This window comes from Chryseobacterium cupriresistens, assembly GCF_046614675.1.
Lineage (GTDB): Bacteria > Bacteroidota > Bacteroidia > Flavobacteriales > Weeksellaceae > Chryseobacterium > Chryseobacterium cupriresistens.
The window spans coordinates 455372-472405 of the sequence record NZ_JBKKJT010000001.1; the positions used below are offsets into that span (position 1 = coordinate 455372).

13 protein-coding genes are annotated in these 17034 nt (G+C 36.8%); 9 read left to right on the plus strand and 4 right to left on the minus strand.

Annotation, left to right across the window (positions count from 1 at the left end; all coding sequences use genetic code 11):
• Positions 1-182: 182 nt before the first annotated feature.
• On the minus strand, positions 183-1010 hold the full coding sequence (gene tatC / locus ACLI50_RS02155; protein ID WP_202838794.1) for a twin-arginine translocase subunit TatC: 828 nt from the start codon (positions 1008-1010) through the stop codon (positions 183-185).
• Positions 1011-1140: 130 nt separating this feature from the next.
• Complete coding sequence (locus ACLI50_RS02160) at positions 1141-2100, minus strand: KpsF/GutQ family sugar-phosphate isomerase (protein WP_202838795.1); 960 nt, start codon at positions 2098-2100, stop codon at positions 1141-1143.
• 158 nt (positions 2101-2258) lie between these two features.
• Between ACLI50_RS02160 and recQ the strand changes: the two genes are divergently transcribed.
• The 5 genes from recQ (at position 2259) to lpdA (ending at position 8251) form a co-directional block, all read left to right on the plus strand.
• Entirely contained in the window at positions 2259-4463 is a 2205-nt protein-coding gene (gene recQ, locus ACLI50_RS02165; RefSeq protein ID WP_120231409.1) for a DNA helicase RecQ, read from the plus strand.
• Positions 4464-4789: 326 nt separating this feature from the next.
• The gene (locus ACLI50_RS02170) at positions 4790-5872 is read left to right on the plus strand and encodes a glycosyltransferase (protein WP_343640588.1); all 1083 of its coding nucleotides are present in this window, start codon (positions 4790-4792) and stop codon (positions 5870-5872) included.
• Between the two features lie 76 nt (positions 5873-5948).
• The gene (locus tag ACLI50_RS02175; protein ID WP_202838800.1) at positions 5949-6293 is read left to right on the plus strand and encodes a hypothetical protein; all 345 of its coding nucleotides are present in this window, start codon (positions 5949-5951) and stop codon (positions 6291-6293) included.
• Positions 6294-6330: 37 nt separating this feature from the next.
• Complete coding sequence (locus ACLI50_RS02180; protein WP_395973829.1) at positions 6331-6717, plus strand: cupin domain-containing protein; 387 nt, start codon at positions 6331-6333, stop codon at positions 6715-6717.
• A 130-nt stretch (positions 6718-6847) separates the two neighbouring features.
• The gene (gene lpdA, locus ACLI50_RS02185; protein ID WP_047429636.1) at positions 6848-8251 is read left to right on the plus strand and encodes a dihydrolipoyl dehydrogenase; all 1404 of its coding nucleotides are present in this window, start codon (positions 6848-6850) and stop codon (positions 8249-8251) included.
• A gap of 139 nt (positions 8252-8390) precedes the next feature.
• On the opposite strand, the gene ACLI50_RS02190 is transcribed toward lpdA, so the two are convergent.
• On the minus strand, positions 8391-8837 hold the full coding sequence (locus ACLI50_RS02190) for a hypothetical protein (RefSeq protein WP_343640580.1): 447 nt from the start codon (positions 8835-8837) through the stop codon (positions 8391-8393).
• Between the two features lie 134 nt (positions 8838-8971).
• Here ACLI50_RS02190 and ACLI50_RS02195 point away from each other — a divergent pair, with 134 nt between their 5' ends.
• Positions 8972-9796, plus strand: coding sequence for a CvfB family protein (locus ACLI50_RS02195; protein WP_202838803.1), 825 nt, complete (start codon positions 8972-8974; stop codon positions 9794-9796).
• Between the two features lie 37 nt (positions 9797-9833).
• Here ACLI50_RS02195 and ACLI50_RS02200 read toward each other — a convergent pair whose 3' ends face one another.
• Positions 9834-13745, minus strand: coding sequence for a DUF7948 domain-containing protein (locus tag ACLI50_RS02200; protein WP_411413057.1), 3912 nt, complete (start codon positions 13743-13745; stop codon positions 9834-9836).
• A 178-nt stretch (positions 13746-13923) separates the two neighbouring features.
• On the opposite strand from ACLI50_RS02200, the gene ACLI50_RS02205 reads away from it, so the two are divergent.
• The 3 genes from ACLI50_RS02205 to ACLI50_RS02215 all read left to right on the plus strand — a co-directional run bounded on the left by ACLI50_RS02205 (position 13924) and on the right by ACLI50_RS02215 (position 17029).
• Positions 13924-14517, plus strand: a complete 594-nt coding sequence (locus tag ACLI50_RS02205; protein ID WP_062675102.1) for a TetR/AcrR family transcriptional regulator — start codon at positions 13924-13926, stop codon at positions 14515-14517.
• Positions 14518-14605: 88 nt separating this feature from the next.
• Positions 14606-15958 carry a TolC family protein gene (locus tag ACLI50_RS02210; protein ID WP_062675101.1) on the plus strand — a complete coding sequence of 451 codons (1353 nt, stop codon included), beginning with the start codon at positions 14606-14608 and terminating at the stop codon, positions 15956-15958.
• 9 nt (positions 15959-15967) lie between these two features.
• Positions 15968-17029, plus strand: coding sequence for an efflux RND transporter periplasmic adaptor subunit (locus ACLI50_RS02215; RefSeq protein WP_062675100.1), 1062 nt, complete (start codon positions 15968-15970; stop codon positions 17027-17029).
• The last annotated feature ends 5 nt before the right edge of the window (positions 17030-17034 follow it).

Below are 17034 nucleotides of genomic sequence, written 5' to 3' on the forward strand. Positions count from 1 at the left end.
TTTAAAAGAAATGTTGATATAACTGTGTTAATTATTCTAAACTTTATATTTTTGGTTAAATTTTGTTGTTGTTTTAATTAAATTAAGAATAAATCTAATTAAGATTAATGTTTTTATATAAAATAAGCGCTACTATTCAACTGAATAGTAGCGCATATGCTTTTATGAGTAAAAAATACTGTTTATTTCTGTACTGCAGGAAGATTTGCGTTGTTTTTCTGTACTTTTTTATAAGTGAATGTACACATCATGATGCTGAATTCATATAAAATCAACAGCGGGAATGCGGCCATCAGCATACTTAAAACGTCTGCCGGAGTAATGATTGCAGCTACTACCATAATTAATACAATGGCATGGCGACGGTAAGTTTTCATGAACGCAGGCGTAAGAATTCCAATGCTGGTAAGGAAATAGATCAGAATCGGGAAAAGGAAAATAACACCCATACCCAACACCACCTGTAAAAATAATGTGGTATAATCACTTAAATCATAAAGGGGAACAATAATATCTGAGATTTTAAAAATAACTCCGAAATTGACTGCAAACGGAAGGATAAGAAAATAACCGCATAAAACTCCGGTCATAAAAAGCATCCATACCGCATTAATAATATAAATAGAATTTTTTTTCTCTCTCGGATGTAAAGCCGGACTGATAAAACGCCACAGTTCCCATACAATATAGGGAAATGCCGCTACCATTCCGCCAAAAATTGAAACAGCCATCATGACATTGAACTGCTGATACAATCTTTGTACACGAACAGGAAAGTCCTTTGGAAGATGAATACTGTCTTCACCTAAAATCATTCTTGAAAAATGATTTACAAGTCTGAAGGTAGGGAAATCATTTCTGGTAGGGCCAAAAAAGATATGGTCCATAATCCAGTTGATGTTAAAGCCTACCACAAAAGCGGCAACTATGATAGCAATAATCGATCGGATCAGGTGCCCTCTTAATTCTCCTATATGCCCAAGAAAGGACATGTCTTTACCTTCACTCACAGAATAAAATTTTAAAGCGCAAATTTATAAAAAAAATGACAGAAGCAAGAGTCTGTGAATGATTAGTTAGATTTTACCTGTAATCCGCAAAATCATTCCTCAGTTTAACATCTCCTCTGATTTATAAGTTCTAATTAATTCCTTCGTCTAACAGTTTATGCAGATCGATAATCCCAAAATACTTCCCGTTTTCCGTTACTACAAGCTGGCCGATATTATTTTCTTTCAGAATTTTCATGGCTTCTTTAGCCAAAGCACCCTTTTCAATTGTTCTCGGACGGGCAGACATGATATCTTTTGCTGACACCTTACTGATATCTTCTCCTTTCATCAGCATTCTTCTTAAATCTCCGTCTGTAATAACGCCAATAATCTGGTCTCCATTCGTTACCACCGTGATTCCGTGGCTCGAGGCACTGATGGAAATAATGACATCTCTTATTGAAGAATCTTCCGTAACCTGAGGCTTTTGAGAAGAAAGGAACTGTTCTACTTTTGATGTCAGGTTTTTTCCTAAACTTCCTCCCGGGTGGAATTTGGCAAAATCATTCGCTTTGAAATCATTCAGTTCCATTAAAGCAACAGCTAGCGCATCGCCCAATGCCATTTGTATTGTAGTAGAACTGGTGGGAGCCAGTTTATTCGGGCAGGCTTCGATATCAACATGAGTATCCAAAATAACTTCCGAAAATTCTGCCAGTTTACTGGATCTGTTTCCGGTCATGCCAATTAAAGAAGAAGAGTAATCTTTTAAATAAGGAACCAGATTGGCAATTTCCGGAGAATTTCCTGAATTTGAGATACACAAAACCACGTCCTGTTTCTGAATAACTCCAAGATCACCATGAATCGCTTCCGAAGCATGCAAAAACTGTGAAGGCGTACCGGTTGAGTTTAATGTAGCAACAATTTTGTTACCCACATGCGCAGATTTTCCAATTCCTACCACAATGAGCTTCCCTTTTGCCGAATGAATGATCTCTACTGCACTGGCAAATTCGTCATCAATTCTGTTTTTTAATTTTTCAAGTTCAGAAATTTCTATTTCTAAAGTGCTTTTTGCAATTGATATAATGTTGGTTCTATCCATTTTACGATGATAAGGTATACAAAAAAGTTCTTAAAAAATGTTATATTTTAAAAAGAATATTTAATATAAATTTTATTTTTTATAAATTCGTTCGCTTTTATTTTAAGCAGAATTTTTATAACTTTGGGTGAGATGCAAATTTAGCAATAGAAAATTAGATGAGCGCAAAAAAAGCCAATTTATCAGGCGAATTGAAAAAGTATTTTGGGTTTTCTACATTTAAGGGCCAGCAGGAACAGATTATAGATAACCTATTGAATGGGAAGGATATATTTGTTTTAATGCCTACAGGTGGCGGGAAATCATTATGTTACCAGCTTCCGGCTCTTATTTCGGAAGGAACGGCAATAGTAGTTTCGCCCCTGATAGCGTTGATGAAAAATCAGGTAGATGCCGTGAACGGCCTTTCATCTGATGATGGGGTAGCACACGTACTGAATTCATCATTAAACAAAACGCAGACCAAACAGGTTTTTGACGATATCAAAAGCGGCAAAACCAAGCTTCTGTATGTAGCTCCTGAATCATTAATTAAAGATGATTACCTGGATTTTTTGAAAGAAGTGAAAATTTCTTTCTTTGCTATCGACGAGGCTCACTGTATTTCAGAGTGGGGACATGATTTCAGACCGGAATACAGAAATCTGAAACAGATTATAGACAAAATCGCCAATGTACCGGTGATTGCTTTAACGGCTACTGCTACTCCTAAGGTTCAGGATGATATTCAGAAAACTTTAGGAATGACCAATGCATTGGTGTTTAAAGAAAGCTTTAACCGTCCTAATCTCTATTACGAAGTATGTCCTAAAATCAATGTAGATAAGGAAATTGTAAAATTTATCAATCAGCATAAAGGAAAATCAGGAATTGTATACTGCCTGAGCCGTAGAAAAGTGGAAGAATTTGCCCAGCTTCTGCAGGTGAACGGAATCAACGCCCTGCCTTATCACGCCGGTCTTGACCAAAAAGTAAGAGTAGCAAATCAGGATAAATTCCTGATGGAAGAGGTAGATGTTATTGTAGCCACTATTGCCTTCGGGATGGGAATTGATAAACCGGATGTACGTTTTGTGATCCATTACGACTTCCCGAAATCACTGGAAAGTTATTACCAGGAAACAGGAAGAGCTGGAAGAGACGGAGGAGAAGGCCACTGCCTGGCATTCTATGATCCGAAGGATATCGAAAAACTGGAAAAATTCCTGGCACAGAAGCCTGTTTCTGAAAGAGAAATCGGATTGCAGCTTCTGAATGAAGTGGTGGGCTATGCTGAAACTTCCATGAGCAGAAGACAATATATCCTGTACTATTTTGGAGAAAGTTTCGATCCTGTGAACGGAGACGGAGCAAAGATGTGTGACAATTCATCCAATCCACCAAAATTAAAGGATGCTACAGCAGATTTAAAAAAGGCGCTGGAGCTGATCAGTGATACAGGAGAAAAATTCAAATCTAAAGACCTGATTTCCGTTATCGTAGGAAAAGAAAATGCGGTAACAAAATCTTATAAACTCGAACAAAGTTCTCATTTTGGTTTTGGGAAAGACGAAAAAGATAATTACTGGAAAACAATTTTGAGACAGGCCACTGTTCAGAATTTTTTACAGAAAGATATTGAAACCTACGGGGTTTTAAAAATTACAGAGAAAGGAAAAAGTGTCCTGAATGGTAAATCTAAAGACATCTTTTTAATTGCTGAAGACCGTGAATTTGATCTTACTCAGGCAAAAGCTGAGAGCGACCAGGTACAGCAGCAGGCTGGAGGAGGGCTGGATCAGAACCTTTTCAACCTGTTGAAAGAATTAAGAAAGAAAGTAGCCAAAAAACATGGAATTCCACCATACACCGTATTTATGGATCCAAGTTTGGAGGATATGACGGTTCAGTATCCAATAAGTGTAGATGAGATCACCAAAATCTATGGTGTAGGTGAAGGAAAAGCCAAAAAATACGGTAAAGAATTCGCAGATTACATCAAAACATACGTAGAAGATAACAATATCGAACGTACTCAGGATATGGTATTAAAACAGGTGGCCAATAAATCCAGCCATAAAGTTTTCATCATCCAGAGCACTGATAAAAAGATTGACCTTGAAGATATAGCAAGAGCTAAAAACCTTTCTATGGATGAACTTCTTAAAGAAATGGAAAGAATTGTCTATCAGGGAACAAAACTGAATATCGATTACTATATTGAAGATAATTTTGATGAAGACATTGTAGACGGATTCATGGAATTCATGAATGAATCTGAGAGTGACAGTATGAAAGTATTGCTGGATGAATTCGGGGATGAACTTTCGGATGAAGAAGTAAGAATGTTGAGAATTAAATTCATCAGTGACGTAGCGAACTAATTAGTATAGTAGACAATACATATAAAGAAATTCTTCCACAGAAGAACTTTATGAAGGGTTCATATTGGAAAACGCAAGGACGCAAGGAAGGATAATATTGTATTATGAACATATTTTAACAGAATACGATTTTATCGGAGATAAAATCTTTGCGCCTTAAAACATTATACTATAAAATTTTTTTGCGCCTTTGCAATTCCAATAAATAAAATTTTACCATTAAGATTGCTTTGCTGCGTTAACAATGACTGCTAGGTTTAGTAATAGTAAATCTTCAGTATTCCAATATTTGAAAGATAACTAAACTTTTTAGTAACTTTGATAGGATGAAAAAAATATCTGTCATATTTATTCTGCCGGACTTAGAAACTGGGGGCGCAGAAAGGATTGTTACCACAATAGCGAATCATCTTTCCAGAGATAGGTTTGAGCCTAAGATTTTGCTGTTACGTAAACAAGGCGGATATTTGAATTTTCTGAAAAAAGATGTAGAAATTATCGATATCAATACCGAAAGAATAAGACATTCTTTAAAACCCATTTTAGGAGAAATCTATAGAAGAAAACCAGATATTGTATTCTCCGGTTTTGGTGAAGTAAATGCTTATTTGTCCCTGTTCATAAAACTTTTTCCAAGAACAAAATTCATTGCAAGGGAAACTAATGTGGTGACTCAGCATGTAACCCGCAAAGAGATTAAGTTTTTCTATAATTTTTACAATAACTATCAGAAAATCATTGCTCAAAGCGATGATATGATGAAAGATCTTGTGGATAATTTTAATATTAAAAAGAAAAAAATTATCAAAATCAATAATCCTGTAGACTTTGATTTTATTGAAGATAAAATGGCTATTTCTTTAAAACCTGAATGTTTCAAATACAATTATAAAAATGTAGTGGCCATTGGAAATCTGTCTTCCAGAAAAGGGTTTGATAACTTGCTGAAAGTTTTTTCAAGGCTGAAGAATGAAAACATTATGCTTCATATTTTAGGAGATGGAAAAGATAAAGATCTGCTGCTTCAGACCAAGGAGCTCTTAGGATTAAAAAAAGTAATTTTTCACGGCAGACAGGAAAATCCATACCAGTATCTGAAATATGCGGATTTATTTGTGCTTTCTTCAAGATACGAAGGCTTTCCCAACGTTCTTCTGGAAGCTGGTGCCTGCGGAACTTATTCTTTGGCCAACAACTGTCCCGGAGGAATTAATGAGATTATTCAGCATAATATAAATGGAGAGATTGCAGATATTGAGAACCATGACAGGTTTGCCCAGGAAATTGTAAGAATACTTCAGGGCAATTATAATCGGGATGCTGTAAAAAATTCTATTAAATCAAGGTTCTCGAAGAATATTATTCTGGATAAATATGAAAAGGTCTTATTGGATCTGATCAAACCATAATGACTCCATTTGCTTTATAGACTGTTAATTTCTTACTTTTGAGGCTACAAATTTTATCTGAAAAACAATTTTATTCATGAATAAAATCCAAAAATTAGGATGCGCCTGCGAGAAACCGAACTCCAGCTATACAGAATATAGAAGCTCAGCATTAGGAATTGATCATACCAACGGAAGATATGGAGAAGTAACGATTCAACAGTGCAAGTTGTGCCAAAGAATATGGATTCATTATTTTGTGGAATATGAGCATTATCCTAAATCAGGGAGATGGTATAAAGGAATTGTTTCGAAAAAAGACCGTCCCAACATCACTCCGGAAAATGCAGTAGAATATCTGGAAAGCCTTGAATGGTATGTCTATGGAGGCTCATTTTTTGAAAGTACGGGAACCATTGGACAAGGAAAGTTGAATATATAATCTTGCTATACTGATTTCTTACAATTAATACCGATCTATGAAGCCACTTATTTTCGCTGTTTTAATGCTGAACTCTGTTGTTATGATTGCTCAGCAGAAGACCATCTCCAGAAAAGAATTATTAAAAACTGCTCTTGATCAGAAAGTAAAATCCACAGAGATTCAGGAAATAACTATGGCTGCAGGACAAGGAGCTCCCGAGCATCTGCATCCCTGTCCCGTTTTAGGAATCATTAATTCCGGAGAAGCCGTTTTTCAAATAGAAGGACATGAGAAAGTGGTACTTCATACAGGAGATGCTTTTTACGAACCTAAAAATGTAAAAATCCTTCATTTTGATAATGCATCAGCTGAAAAACCGCTTGTATTTACCGCAATTTATCTGAAGGAAGGCAATGAAGAAAATATAAAATTCATAAAATAATACTTTTCATAAAACTAGAGCATATAATTATCATTTTTAAAATTGATAAAACTCACTTTGGTGCTTGGTAATTTATATGTAAATTTGTGAGAATTAAGATAGATAATAATAAACAAATTCATACAATAACATGAGTCAATTCGATGTTACCGTAATAGGTTCTGGTCCCGGTGGTTATGTTGCTGCTATCCGTGCAGCACAGTTAGGTTTCAAAACAGCAATTATTGAAAAATATTCAACTTTAGGCGGAACTTGTCTTAACGTTGGATGTATTCCGTCAAAAGCGCTTCTTGACAGCTCTGAGCATTTCGAAAATGCAAAACACAATTTTGCAGGTCACGGAATCATCATCAACGAGCCGCAAGCGGATATTGCCAGAATGATCGAACGTAAAAACGAAGTGATCAAACAGAATACTGACGGAATCAGCTACCTGATGAACAAAAATCAGATTACTGTTTTTGAAGGAGTAGGAAGCTTCGAATCTGCTACTCAGATTAAAGTGACTAAAAACGACGGTTCTTCAGAAACGATCGAGTCTAAATATACCATTATTGCAACAGGTTCTAAACCATCTACACTGCCTTTCATCTCTTTAGACAAAGAAAGAGTGATTACTTCTACGGAAGCTTTAAACCTTAAAGAAATTCCTAAGCATTTAGTAGTAATCGGAGGTGGAGTTATCGGTCTTGAACTAGGTTCGGTATACTTAAGATTAGGAGCACAGGTAACTGTTGTTGAATTTATGGATAAAATCATCCCTGGAATGGATGGAGCTTTAAGCAAAGAATTGACTAAAGTTCTTAAAAAACAAGGAATGAAGTTTATGCTTTCCACTGCGGTTTCTGCAGTTGAAAGAAACGGAGATACTGTAAAGATCACGGCTAAAGATAAAAAAGGTGAAGAAGTAGTTGTAGAAGGAGATTACTGTTTGGTTTCTGTAGGTAGAAAACCTTATACAGACGGTCTTGGTCTTGAAAAAGCAGGTGTAGAGCTTGACGAAAGAGGAAGAGTAAAAGTAAACGATCACCTGCAGACTAATGTTGCTAATATCTATGCGATCGGTGACGTTATCAAAGGGGCTATGCTTGCTCACAAAGCTGAAGAAGAAGGAGTTTTCGTTGCTGAAACATTGGCAGGACAAAAACCTCACATCAACTATAACCTGATTCCTGGTGTTGTGTACACATGGCCGGAAGTTGCTGGAGTTGGTAAAACTGAAGAGCAGCTAAAAGAAGAAGGTGTTGCTTACAAAGTAGGATCTTTCCCGATGAGAGCTTTAGGTAGAAGCCGTGCAAGTGGTGATATTGACGGTCTTGTGAAGATTATTGCAGACGAAAAAACTGATGAGGTTTTAGGGATGCACATCGTAGGAGCAAGAGCTGCTGACCTTATTGCAGAAGGGGTAATTGCTATGGAATTCCGTGCAAGCGCTGAAGACATCGCAAGAAGTTCTCACGCTCACCCAACCTATGCAGAAGCTATCAAAGAAGCTGCATTGGATGCTACAGCAAAAAGACCTATTCATATGTAATATCTGATTAAAAGATTTAATCATTTAAATATTTAAAATTAAAGGCTGTTTCTTTTGGAGACAGCCCTTTTTATACGTTTTTGCTATAAAGAACGGAACTTGGTTTTGAAAAAAAATTCATCTATAAACCAATAACTGTTTATATCATTTTCAGATGGTCATAAAACTTAGAATGTTTTGGTGCAATGTTGAACTGGATCCCAAAAGTTATCCCTTTAAAATATTTTTCTTTATGAATGGGAAAAGCATATCCTGTATTGAGAAATATTGCATTAAATAACGAAAAACCTATTCTCGGTTCCAATGAATATGGATTAGCTGATACTCCAAACATTTGCCCGAAACGTAAAAAATTAATATGGATCTCCGGGATGAATTTATCAGTTTGGTCAGCTCTGGTATAAAGCAGGGAAGGGCCAACGATAATGGAACCATCATAGGTTTCACCCAATCTGTATTCTAATCCTGCCTGAAGAACATTTCTTCCGGTATAACGGTAAGAAATACCCAGTGCTGTTTTTTTCAGCAGCTGAGCATTTGAAAAAAACGTTAAAAAAATAAGAGGTAGGATTATCAATTTTCTCATGATTATTTTTGTTCAAATATAAAGGTTTCAGAGGCTTTACAAAAGATGAAGATGGACCTTTAAAGAATTATAATAGCATTGACTAGGATAGCATCTTCAAATTTCCGTACCTTTGTCAGCTAATTTTATCATCAATGCAACTCGGAAAAACTCAAACTTTAACAATTTCAGAAAAAATTAATTCAGGATGGATCCTCGTAGATGAATCCGGTGAGAAGGCTTTTCTGCCTAAAATCTTTATTCAGGAAGAAAAAGAAACAGGTGAAGAAGTTGAAGTTTTTGTATATCAGGATGACGATAAATTAAAAGCAACCACTGAAATTCCTTTGGCTGAAGTAGGTGAATTTGCAGTAATGAGCTGTGTACAAAGCCTTCCTAGCGGAGCTTTTATGGATTGGGGAATCATTAAAGATTTATTTATTCCTTACAAGCAGCAGAAAACCAAAATCATCGAAGGAAAAAGATATCTGGTCTATATCTATGTAGACGAAGATATGGAACTGATTACCGGTACCACGAAGTTCAAAAGAAATCCTCAGTATGATGATCTTCCGTTCAAAAAAGGTGACAAAGTAGATCTGATTATGATGAACGAAAGTGAACTGGGTTGGAACGTGATCATCAACAAAAAATACATTGGTTTGATTTATGCTTCCGATGTTTTCAAAAAACTGTATCCATTGTCAGAAGAAACAGGATACATCAAAGCTATCCGTGAGGACGGTAAAATAGATGTTTCTTTGCAGCCGGAAGGTTTTGAAAATATTGATGAGTTCAAACAGAAGATTCTGAATAAACTGGAAGAAAATTACGGACTTTTGTATGTGTCCGATAAATCTTCTCCTGAAGAGATTAAAGATGAGCTTCAGATGAGTAAGAAAAACTTTAAGAAAGCAATCGGAGGACTTTATAAAGATAAGATCATCGATATCTCAGACGATAAAATCAAATTATTATAAAAATAAAAAACGGGCAGAAATTTCTGCCCGTTTTTTGTTACTCCCTGTTTTTGATCAAAAGCCATCCGTTGTAGATTCTTCCGTCAGAAACTTTTATGGTATACCAGTAATTTCCTGTAGAAATAGGATGGGACTCATATCTCCCGTCCCACTGGAAAGGTTTATTTCTGATAATCTCTTTGTAGATTACAGCACCTCTTCTGTCATATAAACTTACTTCTGTTCCCGGATAGTTTTCCAATCCTGCTATTCTCCACGCATCATTGATTCCATCTCCGTTAGGACTGATGGCATTGGGAATATTGAATATCGAGAAGTTTTTCTGTCCGATAATACATCCGGATTTTGTTCTCACATAAACGGTGTATTCTCCCATACTTAAATTGGTGAAAATGTTGGAATCCTGCCATGTGAAATTATTTAAAGAAAATTCAAAGTTTCCGCTCTGAGAAAGAATAACGGTCGCTGTATTGTTCGTGATATTGACAGAAACAATATGTGCTAAAACAGAATAGCTTACCTGAGTTGAACTTGTATTTTCACATCCGAAAATATTGGCCACTTTTACAGTATACGTTCCCGGAGTCGTTACAGTAATTGTTTGTGTGGTTGCTCCGGTATTCCATTCATAAGAATTAAATCCTGGCCCTGCATCCAGAACAACAGACTTTCCTTCACAAAAATCAAGCTTATCAGGAAGTAGAACAAAAGGTTTTGGATTTAGGGTAAGACTTAACCGGACTCCTTTGAAACATCCGTCAGGCGTTGCTACTCTTACGTGAATAAGTATTGTTCCGGTATTCAATACGTAAGCTGAAGGATTGGCAATAGGGTTGCCTGCAGTATCAGTGTAGGTAAAAATATAACCGGCCGGATTATTAATAATACTGGCTTCATAAGAATGAAGATCGACAGTCATTGAATTTGCGGTAGTTGAATTACATAAAACCTGTGTTACATCTTTTGCAGGAACATTATCCGTAGACAGAGTTACTGTTATTGCCAGTTTTTCAGATTCACAGTTGTTTAAAGTTTGCGTTACAAAATAGATTTGTCCGCTTACCAGAGGAGTTGACATTGGAATTACATTTCCTGCTGCATTATAAAATTTAAGAGCAGTTCCCGTTACAACCAGTTTTTCTAAAGTAGGGTTGGCAGAAGCACAAAAATCCTGATTTACATTGGCTGTTGGTTTAGGAGTTGTATTTACGGTTACCTGAATGGCTGTTTTATTACTTTCACAGCCATTAATAGTCTGAGAAGCATAATAGGTCTGTCCATTGATAAGAACAGTTGTTGCAGGTACAATATTTCCTGCCGCATCATACCATTTTATATTCTGACCTGTGATCTGGATGTCAGAGATTTTAGGATTATTGGTTGCGCAGAAAGTTTGCTGGGTATTAGCTGTTGTCGGAAGAGCTGTGGATGTCACAATTACATTCTGGTTCTGAGTAGCGGTATTTCCATTTCCGTCGTTATAAGTCCAGTGGATAATATAGTTTCCGGGGCTTGAATAAGATAAAGGATCTGTTGTTGTTGCGCTAATTGCTCCCGCGCAGTTATCGGTAGCGGTAGGAATAGTAGCAACCATTGTATGACAGTCTCCTGTAATGTCTGCCAGCAGAGTAACATCAGGAACCGGAGCCGCATTGTCACCTACAATCACGTTTACTGTAAAAGTCCCGTCACAAGCGCCAGATCCTGAAACCTGGCATACATAAGATCCTGCCTGAGTAACTGTCGCATTTGGAATAGTAGGGTTTTGCTCGTTGGATGTGAAACCATTTGGCCCGGTCCAGCTATATACTGTTCCTCCGGTAGCGCTGAGTTGAATTATCCCATTAGGACATACCGGAGAATTAGAAGTAACAACCGCTGCAGAGGTACAATCCTGAAATTTAGCAATGAAAATATCATTTCCACCACCTGGCGACTGTTGAAAGGTTCCCGGTGTTGCAATACCAGCTGAATTCCCACTTGACATGCCTGTCAGATAAATGGCACCTTCATCATCTTTTGTCGCCTCTCCCTGTTGCGTTGCACCGTTTCCTGTATAATAGGTTCCCCATTCTTTTACATCATTCTGATTGTATTTAATTAAAAATGTAGAAATATACATTGCGGGCATTCCCATGTAGGCACCCGGAGTAGAGATGTCAGGCTGCCCGCTGGAATGCAGTCCTGTAAAAAAAACGTTTCCGTTATTATCAGGATAAGCCAACAGCTGGAATGAGCCTGTAAAGTTAAAATAGCTTTTGCTAATCGCATTCGTAGTTAAATTTACCCTCCATATTCCAGGCTGCCCCATTGGAAAATCGGTAGTTGAATATCTTCCCGGAAGAATTAAAGTATTATTTACAATTCTGGCTTTCCATATCTGTTCCGAACCACTGTTTCCATAATAGCTTGATCTCAGAATTGAAGTTCCTGATTTTGAAATCTTAAGGTATAGTCCGTCTGATTCCCCGCCTTTTAACGGTTGAAAAGCATTGTTCATAGGGATTGCAGAAGATTGTGTTGCTCCAATTATTTCAAGGTTATCGCTTGAGGAGAGAATTTGGAAAATGGAAGTAGAACCGTCACTTCTTCCAAAGTAAGTAGCCCAATCGACATTCCCTGTTGTTGAATTCAGAGATGCCAGAATACCGTCTGTATACCCGATCGGTGTTGATTTTGCAGGCTGCATGGCGTTAACAGTCGGAAAGTCAGCACTGAAAGAATCACCACCAATGTATACATGATTTTGACTGTAGGAAACAGTATAGAGTTTATTCTGCCTGCTTGAAGAAAACTCTTTTTCAAAAGCAAAACTTCCGTTATTATTAAACTTTACCAAAACAATATTTTCATTATATTGTGCTCTTTGAACGGTTCCGCCTGCATAAATATTAAAACTTTCATCAAAATCTACATCTGCAAATCCGTCATTCATTCCGAAACCATAGTAGGTTCCCCAAAGCCTCTGCCCGGTTTTGGTCAGTTTCATCAGGAATGCGTCAAGAGCGCCGGCAACATTTTGCTGATAGGTTCCGGAAGTAGCGAAGTTTGTGGTACTGGTAGTGGTTCCGAAAACATAGCCCTTACTCTGAAGATCTGTTTTTATCCTGCCGTAATCTTCTCCGTATCCTCCTGCATAGCTTCCCCATATTCTTGTGGGTACCGGATCTATTACAATGGTCTTGTCAGAAGTATTTACAGGAGCGGCAAATCCAAAAGTATGGTCTCCAAGATCCTTAAAAGAAACTTCAATATTTTTTTTGGTATTTCCGGCAATCCAGCTGTTAGGAATATCTTCATAGATTTCCCCAAACCGCACATTCATGGTGAGCCTACCATTGTTTATTAAAGTAGGAGCTCCATTAAATTTCATTTGTATGTCTGAAATTTTTCCACCAGGATTGATGATGAAATTATATTCGATGGGTTTTAAAGTATCGTTAGGTTTAAAGAATACCAAATCTATATGAGGGTATATATTCTTATAGCGGATTTTTTGATATCGGTGAACATTACTAATGCCTTTTGGATTATCTGGAAGGTTATAATAGTTATCATAATCCGGAGATCGGCCTTCTGCAGTAATTGTTGATTGGGTATTGGAATTCACGAGATCAATATCTACCCTGTGAATCAGCTTTTCATAAATATATTCACGGATATGATACTGATCTGGTACTGAAAGCGCATTTTTTTCCTTTTTTGAAAAATCAGGATTACTGGTTTTCTTTATTTCGTAAATATCGTAAGAAAATCCTCCGGTTCGAAGCTGTACATTAAGACCGTTTGAATGGAAAAGGTATCGTACATCTTGATTTACCTTCCCGTTCTGATCCGTAATCTGACCTTTGTTTTCATAAAAATAATAGGAGTTGTTTTCAGAAACTTTTATCTGTGAAAATAGAAGTACCGCGCTCAATAGTGAGAACAGTGAAAGAATTTTCTTCATCAGTTATTAATTTTTGCGGCAAAGATATAAAAATAGCTTTCTTATTGAATAATAAGTAATCGTAAACTTTCATTCACAAACATGATGGATGTCATGACATTTTTGTTTAATATTTTTGTTTAACAATTTTGTCAAAAATAATTTTTACTATAAATTTGCACAAATTTGTTTAACAAAAATGTCAAATCAAGCAAAAAAAGACCAAACACAGGAATTAATCAAGGAGACAGCGAAGAATTTATTCTTTGTGAAAGGAAAGTTTGATGCTACTACGCAGGAGATTGCAGATGAAGCAGGAGTGAACAGAACCCTTATTAATTATTATTTCCGTTCAAGAGATAAGCTTATCCAGATCATCTTTGATGAAGCCCAAAGAGTAGAACAGGAAAAATCGAAGATCATTCAGAATTCAGCTCTTCCTTTTAAAGAGAAGATCAGCAAATTTATAGAAAGCAGTCTTTCCACAAGCCTTCAGTATCCATATCTGGAAACGTATATCGTGTCACAGATCAATAAAGGAACCTGCCATCACAGAGAAATTGAGGAAGATATCCTGAACGATATGTACAAGGATATTGAAAAAGAAATGGAATTGGGAAATATTGAGAAAATGGCACCAGTTCAGTTTATTCTGAATATGGTTTCGCTACTGGTATTTCCTAGTGCTATAAGACCATTATTCATGGAGAATCTATTAATTAATGATGAAGAATATGATAAGATTATTTCTGAACGAAAAGAAATTATTATCAATATGTTGTTCAAAAACTAAAAAAACTAAAGTATTTCTGAAAATGATTCGTCAAATAGAAATAAATAATGAATGAAAATTAAATAAAAAATAAACGAAGTATAAAATTATGAATAGAAAACGTATAACTGCTACAAAGCTAAAAATTGGGATAGCTTCAGCATTTATGATTTTCGGCTCTACCCTGATGTCTGCCCAGCAGCAGGTTTCCCTGCAGGAAGCAATTAAACAGGCACTTCAAAATAAAGCAGAAGCTAAAAAAGCTGCTTTACAGGTGAAAAAAGCCGAATACAAGATTGATGAAGCCAGAGCCGGTGCCCTTCCTCAGGTCAGTGCTACGGCAGGTTTAACCTATAATCCGATTATTCAGGAATCTTTGCTGGAATTTGGAGGAGAGAAAATCAGAGCTCAGTTTGGGCAGCCTTGGGGTTCAACAGCTTCTGTACAACTTCAGCAGGCGATTTTTGATCAGAGAGTCTTTACAGGATTGAAAGCTGCAAAGTCAACTAGAGAGTTTTATGTACTGAATGCTCAGTTAACCAATGAACAGATTATTGAAAATGTTGCAACAGCTTATTATCAGGTGTTCGTACAGGAGGAAAACCTTAAAACGGTAACAGCCAGCTATGCCAATACTGAAAAAGTAAGAAATGTTATTAAAAGTTTGGTTGATAACGGTTTGGCAAAAGCAATCGATTTGGACAGAACCAATGTTCAGCTTACCAATATCGGTTCCAACAAGCAGGCTTTAATCAACTCTGTGGAGCTTTCAAAAAATGCCCTGAAGTTTTATATGGGAATCCCGATTTCTACAGACATCGAGCTTGAAGAAAAACAAATCGAACCAAAACCTGAGCTGATTGCGAGCAACGTAAATCTTAATGATCGTACAGAGCTTAAAGTTTTAAATAAAAACAGGGAACTTTTGGTTTTCAATAAAAAAGCGACTGAAGCTTATCTTTATCCATCAGTAAATCTTACGGCGAACTACGGATGGGGAGCTAACGGAGCAAAATTCCCATTGACCAATGGCCTTAGTAAAGGCGTTCTCTGGAGCGATTTTTCAGCAATTGGTTTGAATGTCAATATTCCTATTTTCACGGGTGGAGCTACCAAAGCGAAAATCAACCAGGCAGAAATTGATATTCAGGATCTTGATGTTGATATTGAAAACACTCAGCTGAGCTTAAGTTTAGATTATAAAAATGCCGTTACCAATATGGAAAATGCATTGATCAATCTCGAAAGCATGAAAGATAATGTAGGATTGGCAGAAAGAGTTCAGAAAAATACCCAGTCAAACTACCAGTATGGGCTGGCAACACTTACAGAAGTGCTGGATTCTGAAAATGCTCTTACGCAGGCAAAACAGAACTATTCCAATGCATTGCTGGATTATAAACAGGCAGAGATCAAGCTGATAAAAGCTAAGGGTGAACTAAACACACTACAAAACTTATAATAAACTAAAATGAAAAAAACTTTAATATATATCATCGTAGCAGCTGTACTGGTTGGTTTAGCCGCTTACAAGATTGCCGGTAACAAAGAAAAACAGACGCAGGAAGTAAAAGAAGTTGCCAAGCAGGTAGATAAGATCAATGTTAATATTGTAACCGTTACAAGAGAAAATATTGATACAGACTACTCAGCCAACGGAACTTTTATTCCTAAGCAGGAAATGAACCAGTCTTCTGAAATATCAGGACGTATCGTAAGCGTTCTGGTAAAAGAGGGTTCAAGGGTAGGAGCAGGACAGGTTTTGGCAACGATCAAAAAAGATGCTATCGAAGTGGATGTTACCCAGGCTCAGAACAATCTACAGAATGCTATTATTGATAACCAACGCTATGAGAACGCATATAAAACAGGCGGAGTTACAAAACAACAGCTTGACAACTCAAGACTACAGCTGAAAAATGCTCAGGCTGCAGTAAGAGCACAAGGTGTAAAAGTAAATGATACAAGCATCCGTGCAGGAATCAGCGGTACCATCAACAAGAAAATGGTTGAGCCCGGAACGGTGGTTTCTCCTGGAACATCGATGTTTGAAATCGTTAATATCAACAGTCTGAAACTATCTGTTTTGGTAGATGAAAGCCAGATCGGAAAAATCCAGTTAGGTCAGGAAGTTCCGATTAAAGTAAATGTTCTTCCGGAAGATTCTTTCGTAGGTAGAATTACTTTCATCGCTCCTAAAAGTGATGCTTCTCTGAATTTCCCTGTTGAAATCGAAGTACAAAACAGAGGAAACCTTAAGGCTGGTATGTATGCAACGGCTAAATTCAGTACAAACAATGGCGCAGAAACTCAGAATATGCTGACCGTTCCTGCAGAAGCGTTTGTTAACGGAGTAAGCTCAGGACAATTATTCGTTGTCCAGAATGGTGTTGCTAAATTGATCAAAGTAACCATCGGAAAAGTTTACGGAGATAAAGTTCAGATTTTAAGCGGATTGAATGGAGGAGAGCAGGTGGTTACCAGCGGACAGATCAACCTGGACAACGGATCTAAAGTGAACATTATAAAGTAGCAGAT

Coding starts and splice junctions, on each gene's coding strand:
- ACLI50_RS02160 (WP_202838795.1), bottom strand. CDS start 2,100: ATGGATAGAACCAACATTATATCAATTGCAAAAAGCACTTTAGAAATA.
- recQ (WP_120231409.1), top strand. CDS start 2,259: ATGAGCGCAAAAAAAGCCAATTTATCAGGCGAATTGAAAAAGTATTTT.
- ACLI50_RS02170 (WP_343640588.1), top strand. CDS start 4,790: ATGAAAAAAATATCTGTCATATTTATTCTGCCGGACTTAGAAACTGGG.
- ACLI50_RS02175 (WP_202838800.1), top strand. CDS start 5,949: ATGAATAAAATCCAAAAATTAGGATGCGCCTGCGAGAAACCGAACTCC.
- ACLI50_RS02180 (WP_395973829.1), top strand. CDS start 6,331: ATGAAGCCACTTATTTTCGCTGTTTTAATGCTGAACTCTGTTGTTATG.
- lpdA (WP_047429636.1), top strand. CDS start 6,848: ATGAGTCAATTCGATGTTACCGTAATAGGTTCTGGTCCCGGTGGTTAT.
- ACLI50_RS02190 (WP_343640580.1), bottom strand. CDS start 8,837: ATGAGAAAATTGATAATCCTACCTCTTATTTTTTTAACGTTTTTTTCA.
- ACLI50_RS02195 (WP_202838803.1), top strand. CDS start 8,972: ATGCAACTCGGAAAAACTCAAACTTTAACAATTTCAGAAAAAATTAAT.
- ACLI50_RS02200 (WP_411413057.1), bottom strand. CDS start 13,745: ATGAAGAAAATTCTTTCACTGTTCTCACTATTGAGCGCGGTACTTCTA.
- ACLI50_RS02205 (WP_062675102.1), top strand. CDS start 13,924: ATGTCAAATCAAGCAAAAAAAGACCAAACACAGGAATTAATCAAGGAG.
- ACLI50_RS02210 (WP_062675101.1), top strand. CDS start 14,606: ATGAATAGAAAACGTATAACTGCTACAAAGCTAAAAATTGGGATAGCT.
- ACLI50_RS02215 (WP_062675100.1), top strand. CDS start 15,968: ATGAAAAAAACTTTAATATATATCATCGTAGCAGCTGTACTGGTTGGT.